This window comes from Streptomyces sp. NPDC054847 (assembly GCF_053610925.1).
This window is the reverse complement of sequence record NZ_JBSGZJ010000391.1, coordinates 1-6,643: the sequence shown is the minus strand read 5'-3', so window position 1 is coordinate 6,643 and position 6,643 is coordinate 1. Positions and strand designations below refer to the sequence as shown.

10 protein-coding genes are annotated in these 6,643 nt (G+C 71.6%); 5 read left to right on the top strand and 5 right to left on the bottom strand.

Annotated features, from left to right (window positions below):
• Positions 1–57 precede the first annotated feature (57 nt).
• Positions 58–651 (top strand): GNAT family N-acetyltransferase, encoded by a 594-nt coding sequence (locus tag ACWGH4_RS28150; protein WP_453465878.1) that lies wholly within the window; start codon positions 58–60, stop codon positions 649–651.
• Here the strand turns inward: ACWGH4_RS28150 and ACWGH4_RS28145 are convergent.
• Positions 624–1,610, bottom strand: coding sequence for a hypothetical protein (locus ACWGH4_RS28145; RefSeq protein WP_453465876.1), 987 nt, complete (start codon positions 1,608–1,610; stop codon positions 624–626). The two genes, ACWGH4_RS28150 and ACWGH4_RS28145, sit on opposite strands and share 28 nt — an antisense overlap.
• 216 nt (positions 1,611–1,826) lie before the next feature.
• The gene (locus ACWGH4_RS28140) at positions 1,827–2,435 is read right to left on the bottom strand and encodes a helix-turn-helix domain-containing protein (RefSeq protein ID WP_453465874.1); all 609 of its coding nucleotides are present in this window, start codon (positions 2,433–2,435) and stop codon (positions 1,827–1,829) included.
• Positions 2,436–2,522: 87 nt separating this feature from the next.
• Between ACWGH4_RS28140 and ACWGH4_RS28135 the strand changes: the two genes are divergently transcribed.
• Both ACWGH4_RS28135 and ACWGH4_RS28130 read left to right on the top strand, forming a co-directional pair.
• Positions 2,523–3,149 (top strand): SAM-dependent methyltransferase, encoded by a 627-nt coding sequence (locus ACWGH4_RS28135; RefSeq protein ID WP_453465872.1) that lies wholly within the window; start codon positions 2,523–2,525, stop codon positions 3,147–3,149.
• 33 nt (positions 3,150–3,182) lie between these two features.
• Positions 3,183–3,683, top strand: a complete 501-nt coding sequence (locus tag ACWGH4_RS28130; protein ID WP_453465870.1) for a DinB family protein — start codon at positions 3,183–3,185, stop codon at positions 3,681–3,683.
• A 278-nt stretch (positions 3,684–3,961) separates the two neighbouring features.
• Here ACWGH4_RS28130 and ACWGH4_RS28125 read toward each other — a convergent pair whose 3' ends face one another.
• The 3 genes from ACWGH4_RS28125 to ACWGH4_RS28115 form a co-directional block, all read right to left on the bottom strand.
• Positions 3,962–4,255 carry a hypothetical protein gene (locus ACWGH4_RS28125; RefSeq protein WP_453465868.1) on the bottom strand — a complete coding sequence of 98 codons (294 nt, stop codon included), beginning with the start codon at positions 4,253–4,255 and terminating at the stop codon, positions 3,962–3,964.
• A 61-nt stretch (positions 4,256–4,316) separates the two neighbouring features.
• Positions 4,317–4,724: a hypothetical protein gene (locus ACWGH4_RS28120; protein ID WP_453465880.1), complete on the bottom strand. Its 408-nt coding sequence runs from the start codon at positions 4,722–4,724 to the stop codon at positions 4,317–4,319.
• A gap of 5 nt (positions 4,725–4,729) precedes the next feature.
• A complete protein-coding gene (locus ACWGH4_RS28115; RefSeq protein ID WP_453465866.1) occupies positions 4,730–5,218 on the bottom strand; it encodes an ATP-binding protein in 489 nt (162 codons plus the stop codon).
• A 126-nt stretch (positions 5,219–5,344) separates the two neighbouring features.
• Here ACWGH4_RS28115 and ACWGH4_RS28110 point away from each other — a divergent pair, with 126 nt between their 5' ends.
• A complete protein-coding gene (locus ACWGH4_RS28110; protein WP_453465864.1) occupies positions 5,345–6,205 on the top strand; it encodes a helix-turn-helix domain-containing protein in 861 nt (286 codons plus the stop codon).
• A complete protein-coding gene (locus ACWGH4_RS28105) occupies positions 6,206–6,442 on the top strand; it encodes a DUF397 domain-containing protein (RefSeq protein ID WP_441261849.1) in 237 nt (78 codons plus the stop codon).
• Positions 6,443–6,643: the final 201 nt, after the last annotated feature.

Genomic DNA, 6,643 nt, shown 5'->3' with positions numbered 1-6,643 from the left:
TCGGCCGAGACCGAAACGCTGTGGACAGGCCCTCGGCACCCGGCGAGCATCTCCGCGATGAACAACCAACCTCTCTCCACGACCAGACGCGTTCGCTTCGTCGAACTCGGAGCACCGGCGCTGCGGGCGCTCGCCGACGGTGACCTCGCCGGCGGCAGCGCCGAGGCCGGGATCGCCCTCGACGAATACTTCGTCAGCGACCGGGCACGCTGGATCTTCGGCTACCGGGCCGAACAGATCGCCAAGGACCCGTCTGCCGCGCCCTGGATCACTCGGGCCGCGGTGTCCGAGCCGGACGGGACCGTCGTCGGCGACGCCGGGTTCCACGGACCGCCGGACGAGGCCGGCACGGTCGAGGTCGGCTACACCGTCGTGCCCCGGTACCGCCGCCAGGGCTATGCCCGCGCCATGCTGGCGGCGCTGCTCGCCAGGGCCGCCGACGAACCCGGTGTCAGGACCGTGCGGGCCAGTGTCAGACCCGACAACACCGCCTCCCTGGCCACCATCGCGGGCTTCGGCTTCACGCGTGTCGGCGACCAGACGGACGAGCGGGACGGACTCGAGATCGTCTTCGAGGTCCCGGCGGACGCGATTCGGGCCGGGCAGCTTCACGGCCGCGGCGATCAGGGTGAGGGCTCGGCCGGACCGTGACAGGCCACGCCCGGCCGGGTGGAGCTGGTCCGAAGCCAGTACGAGCGGGCAGCGACCACCAGTGCGACGCCGTGGACGGCGAACGCGGCCATGCCGATCCAGGCGACCAGCAGTGCATCGCTCGAGGAGTGGAAGTCGCCGCGCCGCATCGTCACGACGCCGGCCGTGGACAGGGCCGCGTAGCCGACTCCGAGCAGCCCGTACGGAGCGAGCGTGGCGGCGCCGGTCAAGGCCGGGGCCAGGAGGAGCGGGCGAGGGACGCGTCGGCCTCGCAGCCACAGCGTCCAGCGCGGGAAGACCTGGCCCCACGGGCGGACCAGGGCCCACAACAGGAGGATGCCGAGCGCGGCCAGCAGTACGGTGCCGTCCAGGCCCCAGGACTCCAAGGTGAGCCAGATTCCCGACGCGCCGTTGCGCTCGGACATCGCGAGCATCTCCTCGCCGGAGATCCCGGCGAAGGTGCCGCCGGTCGCCCAGACGAGCTTCATCGCCGCGTAGGGGAGAAAGGCCACCGTCCCCGCACAGGCGGCGAGCTGCACCGGCCGGGAGGCGGCGGAAGGAGTCCGTACGGCGGCTGCGGCGGTCGGACGGCGGTCGGACCGGGCAGTGGCCGCGAGCAACAGGACGCCCGCCGCCGCGAGTACGTGGTTCGCGGCGGCCACCCCGCTGTCCACCCCTTGGCCGAAGACCAGCGTGATGACGTCCATCAGCAGGCCGAACGCGGCGATCCCGGCCGGCACGCAGGCCACCCACAGCAGCACCCGCAAGGACGGCCGCAGTCCGTACCGTGCCACCGCGCCACTGGCCAGGCCCGCCAGGGTCCCGACCGCTGCGGCGCCCCAGCCCAGTGCCGAGGGCCCCTGCGCTCCGCCCAGATGGAACAGCGGCGTCCCGTTCAGCGCGCATACCAGGCCGAAACCGGCGTAGGCAATCGCCCACAGCACGGTGGCTCGGCTCACCCAGCACGGCCACCGCTGCCACCACGTCCGCGAAGGCGCCCTCTTCATTCCTGTCGCACCGGTCATGCACTGAACCTCGCACCGACCGCGGCGGCGCGACATCAACTACTGGAACGAGCCTGGTCCGCCCAGCGGGTGAGCACCTGCTACGACCCCAGGACCAGCAGCCGCGCGGCGGGGCTCACTCCGACGCGAGCACGCAATCGCTCTCCGGGGTCACCGCTGGTTCCCGGGCCGCGACGGGCGATGGGCGTCGGTGCGCACATGCGCACGTACCCCCTGCAGGCCGAACAGGATGAGAAGTTCGACCACGCCGCCGTCGGCGCTGCCCAGCCAGTGGGACAAGGACGTGTCGAACTCGGCAGCCTCACCGGGCGGCAACGTCAGGTCGCGCTCGCCGAGGACGAGCCGCAGGCGGCCGTTGAGCACGTAGAGCCATTCGAAGCCCTCGTGGGTCTGCAGGGTCGGTTCCAGCGGTCCCGGCTGGGCAGGGATGATCATTTTGAACGCGTGCACCCCGCCCGGCCGCCGGGACAGGGGCACGAAGGTCATGCCGAACCGCCTGATCGGCTTGAGGTGGATCCGGGGGTCGCCGGTGCGCGGGGCTCCGACGAGGTCGTCCAGCGGAACGTCGTAGATACGGGCCAGCGGCAGCAACAGTTCCAGGGTCGGCCTGCGCTGCCCGCTCTCCAGCCGGGACAGGGTGCTCTCCGAGACGCCGGTCGTCGCCGCGAGGTCGGCAAGGGTGATGCCGCGGTCGCGGCGCAGCGCACGAAGCCGCGGTCCGACCGCGCCGAGAACTTCGTCGTCCGCATGGTGATCCATCAGGCCACCTTGCCATAACCGCAAGATTCCGTGCCAAGTCGCGGGTCGGCTCCTCAGACTGGGCGCATACCGACAGAAGGAGCCCCGATGAGTACCACCGAAGCGGTCGCGTTCTGGGACGGCGTGTACGCGGCCCGGACGCAAGCCGACGGCCCGCAGCCGAATGCTCGCCTCACCGAGACGGTGACGGGCCTGCCGCCCGGTGACGCGTTGGACCTCGGATGCGGCAACGGCGGCGACGCGCTGTGGCTCGCCCGCCGACAGTGGCGCGTCACCGCCGTCGACATCTCGGCCGTGGCCGTCGAGCGGCTCGCCGCCCTCGCCCACTCACAAGGCCTCGGCGAGCGCGTCACCGCGGTGCGGCACGACCTGCACGAGTCCTTCCCGTCCGGCGCCTTCGACCTGATCTGCGCCCACTACTTGCACACCCCCTTCGACCTGGACCGGGCAGCCGTCCTGCGCGCGGCTGCGCACGCGCTGCGCCCGGTCGGGCGGCTGCTGGTCGTCGATCACGGCTCGACCGCGCCGTGGTCGTGGAACCAGGACCCCGACATCCGGTACCCGAGCCCTCGGGAAGTCGCCGCAGGAATCGGGCTGGACCCGGCGACGTGGACGGTGGAGCGGGCCGACACACCCCGCCGGACCGCGACCGGCCCGGGCGGACGTACCGCCGAGGTCACCGACCACATCCTCCTCATCCGCCGCACCGTGTGATCCCGGTCCGGCCCCGAAGGCAAGGAGAATCCCGTGCCCAGCACCACGCGCCGCACCCGCCGCCGCGACACCCCGCCACCCCGGACCGGAAACAGTGAGGCCGAGGTCCTGCGCGGATTCCTCGACCACCTGCGGACTTCGATCGCCGCGAAGGTCGACGGCGCTCCCGAACCGCAGGTGCGCACAGCCGCAGTGCCGTCGGGCACGAACCTGCTCGGCCTGCTGGGCCATCTGACCTGCGTCGAGCGCTCGATGTTCCTCGGGGAGCAGGTCGACGACTGGCAAGCGACCTTCCAGGCATCGCCGCAGGACGGTGTGGACGATGTCGTCGCCCGCTACCGGGACGCGGTCGAGCGCGCCAACCGAGTGCTCGACGGGTGCACCGACCTCGGGGCACCGGTCCCTCGACCGCAGCCGGACCACCCGGCCCCCAGCATCCGCTGGGCACTCACCCACATGATCGAGGAGACCGGCCGTCACGCGGGGCACGCGGACATCCTCCGCGAACTGATCGACGGCTCCACCGGCCGCTGACCCACCGCCAGATCGCCACCGCGCGGGGGCCATTGTTCAGGCGTCACCCCCGTGTTCCTGCTGCCGCCGGTGCGAGCCGCCGCAGCCGCAGGGCCGGGCGTCCTGCCGACGCCGGCCGGCCACCCTTCCGGCAGTCGCGAGGCCGAACTGCGCCCTGGGTGGAGTCATTTGGTGAATGACCACGGGCGTGCCCGGCGATCCCCGTGTTCGGCCCCGCGGATCAGTCGCCGCCGGACCCGGTGACCGGTCGCCTCGGTAAAAGGCCGGCCTCGCCGTGCTCAGCGCATCGAGGCGATCGCCCACTCCGCGACGAGCGCCACCGCCACGCCGATGCCCAGGACCAGGGTGGCCCACCGGGTGCGTCCGGCGCGGCTGAGGACCAGCGCGCTGCCGGAGAGGATCAGGGCGATGCCGTAGAAGCCCACGGTGAGCACCGAGTGTGTGCTGCCGAGCCGCAGCACCAGCGTGGCACCCACCGCGATCATGATGGCGGCCGACAGGGCTATCCGGACGCGGCGGGCCTGGCGCGGTGTGAGGCCCTGCCGTTCGGGGCCCGTATTCGCTTCTGACATGCGCAGAAGCCTATCCCGGCGGATCGCCCGGCGGTCCGGCGGACCTGGCGGGTGCTCCGGTTCAGCCCCGTGCCGAACCGGTCAGGCCGGCCGGCCAACGCGGCGCGGTGCCGGTGAGTTGACAGGCCATCAAGTACAGCGGGATGGGTGGCGTGTACGGGCTCGGGCCGTCCGGCCGGCGGATCAGCCGGGCGCCGCTGGCGGGCACCCGCGCCCCGCGGGCGTAGTGGGACGGCAGCGGCCAGGTCAGGTCGAGGTCGGAGCCGGCGGGGACGATCCACCACCACCAGGCCCCGTCGGCGAACACGCAGCCGGTGCTCCGCATCCGGGCGAGCAGTCGGATTCCGTAGTGCGCGGGGACGCCGACCGCGTCGCACCCCAGCGTGGTGGGGAGCGCGGCGGGGACCTCGAGCCTGCTCAGGAGGTCGGCGTCGGCGTGGCGCACGCCCCGGGACAGGAGCGGCGCCAGGTTCCTCAGCACTGCCACTCCGACGCCGACGCCCCTTCCCTGGACGCGGCATCGGGTATGAAGGGCAGTTCGGCCCAGACGACGCGGCCCACTCCCGGCGCGGCGTCGTACGTGCCCCAGGCACGGCTCACCGCCTCCACGAGCAGCAGCCCCCGCCCGCGCTCGCCCTGCGCGCCGTGGCACACGCGCGGGCCGGTGGTGGTGGCACCCTGGTCCTGCACCGTCACGCGCAACCGGCCGTCGCCGACGAGAAGTTCGCAGCCGACCAGATGGCCGCCGGTGTGGACGATGGCGTTGGTGAACAGCTCGGAGAGCACGAGCAGGGCGGTGTCGTGGGCGTCTCCCTCGACGCCCCAGCTTCCCAATCGCGCGGAGGCCAACTTTCTTGCCCGTGAGACCTGTTCGGCGCGCGCCGGCAACTCGAAGGCATACCGGGTGAGATCGGTCCCCGCAAGGGAGTCCAGGAGCTCGGTGGCGAGCGCGTCACGGTTCACACGACCACTCTCCCGCTGCAACCATCACATTGGCAACCCCCACTATGAAAAATTCAGAGTGGGCATATTCATTGAATGGGTGCCATGGCACACTGCTCGCAAACAAGCACGTGGGGAGGTCTCGAAGTGAGTGAACCGCGGTCCGCCCCCACCGTGGGGCAGGTCGTTCTCGGCAAGCGCCTGCAGGATCTGCGGGAGCGCGCCGGCCTCAAACGCGAGGAAGCGGCCAAGGTCCTCCGCGTGGCCCCCGGCACCATCCGCAGGATGGAGACCGCCGAGGTCGCGCTGAAGATCCCGTACGTCCAACTGCTCCTCGGCGCCTACGGGATCGGCGAAGAGGAGGCCCGCGGTTTCGTCGAGCTGGCCGAAGAGGCCAACAAGCCCGGCTGGTGGCAACGTTTCCACGACGTCCTGCCCAACTGGTTCAGCATGTACGTCAGCCTGGAGGGTGCCGCAAGCCTCATCCGTGCGTATGAACCGCACTTCGTGCCCGGTCTGCTCCAGACCGAGGACTACGCCAGGGCCATCATGCTCGGCGGAGCCATCGGCCACACGGAGCCGGACGACGTCGAACGCCATGTGGCGCTGCGCATGGAGCGCCAGTCCCTGCTGACCCGCCCGGACGCCCCGAAGCTCTGGGTGATCATGGACGAGACGGTGCTGCGCAGACCCGTCGGCGGACCGGGCGTGATGAAGGCCCAGATCGAGAAGCTGCTCGAGGGCGCACGGCTGCCGAACGTCACCCTGCAGATCGCCGAGTTCGCGGCCGGCCACCACCCCGGCACCTACGGACCCTTCGTCCTCTTCCGGTTCGCGGTGGCCGAACTCCCGGACATGGTCTACAGCGAGTACCTGACCGGTGCCGTCTATCTCGACGCGCGCCCCGAGGTCGCCACGCACCTCGAGGTCATGGACCGCATGGCGGCCCAGGCCGCGACAGTACAACGCACGAAGGAGATCCTCGACGATCTCCGCAAGGAGCTGTGAATGAAACGCATATACAACGGAATGCCGGCCGCCGAGCTGGGTGAGGAGGGCTGGCACAAGCCCTGGAGCGGCGGCAACGGCGGCAACTGCGTCGAGACCATGAAACTGGCGGACGGCAGGGTCGCGGTGCGCCAGTCCGCCGACCCCGACGGACCGGCCCTGATCTACACCTCCGGGGAGATCGAGGCGTTCATACAGGGAGCGAAGGCGGGCAAGGCGGATTTCCTGGTCGGCTGACCTGCTGCCGCGGGGGCAGCAGGCCGGCACCGCATCAGGAGTACGGGCACGGGAGCGGTTCTCCGGCGGCCCGGAACACGCTCGCCGAGGCCGTGGTGGTGCGGACCCACCGCACCACCACCGCCCACCACGCCCTCACCGGGCACCGGCCAAGACGACCAGGGAGTCGACCCCGCGCTCGGCCGGGGCCCCGCGCACCCG